The organism is Pedococcus sp. P1_H8, assembly GCF_056405175.1.
This window is the reverse complement of record NZ_JBFUCP010000373.1, coordinates 1-392: the sequence shown is the minus strand read 5'-3', so window position 1 is coordinate 392 and position 392 is coordinate 1. Positions and strand designations below refer to the sequence as shown.

Annotated in this window: 1 protein-coding gene; it reads left to right on the top strand. The window is 73.0% G+C overall.

Annotated features, from left to right (window positions below; all coding sequences use genetic code 11):
- On the top strand, positions 1-392 hold a 392-nt coding region (locus tag AC1DYG_RS20430; RefSeq protein ID WP_477641663.1), incomplete at both ends, for an AfsR/SARP family transcriptional regulator.

Genomic DNA, 392 nt, shown 5'->3' with positions numbered 1-392 from the left:
TGGGGGCTGCTGGCCCTGGCGCAGTACCAGGCCGGCCGTCAGGCCGAGGCTCTGGCAACCCTCCAGCGGGCCCGCGCCACTCTCGTCAACGAGTTCGGTCTCGACCCGGGACCACAGCTCGCCGAGCTCGAGAAGGCGATCCTGCGCCAGGACCCCGCCCTGGTCACCCAGAGCGCAGAGCCCGAGACGGAGGCTGTCTGTCCCTACCTCGGCCTGGTCGCGTACGACGTCGGTGACGCCCCGGCATACTTCGGCCGCGAAGCGGACGTGACGGCGTGCCTGCAACGGCTCGACGAGGTGGGCGTCCTGGCCGTGGTCGGGCCGTCCGGGTGTGGCAAGTCCTCGCTGATCAGGGCCGGGGTGGCCGCGGCGCTGGTGCGCGACGGCCACGC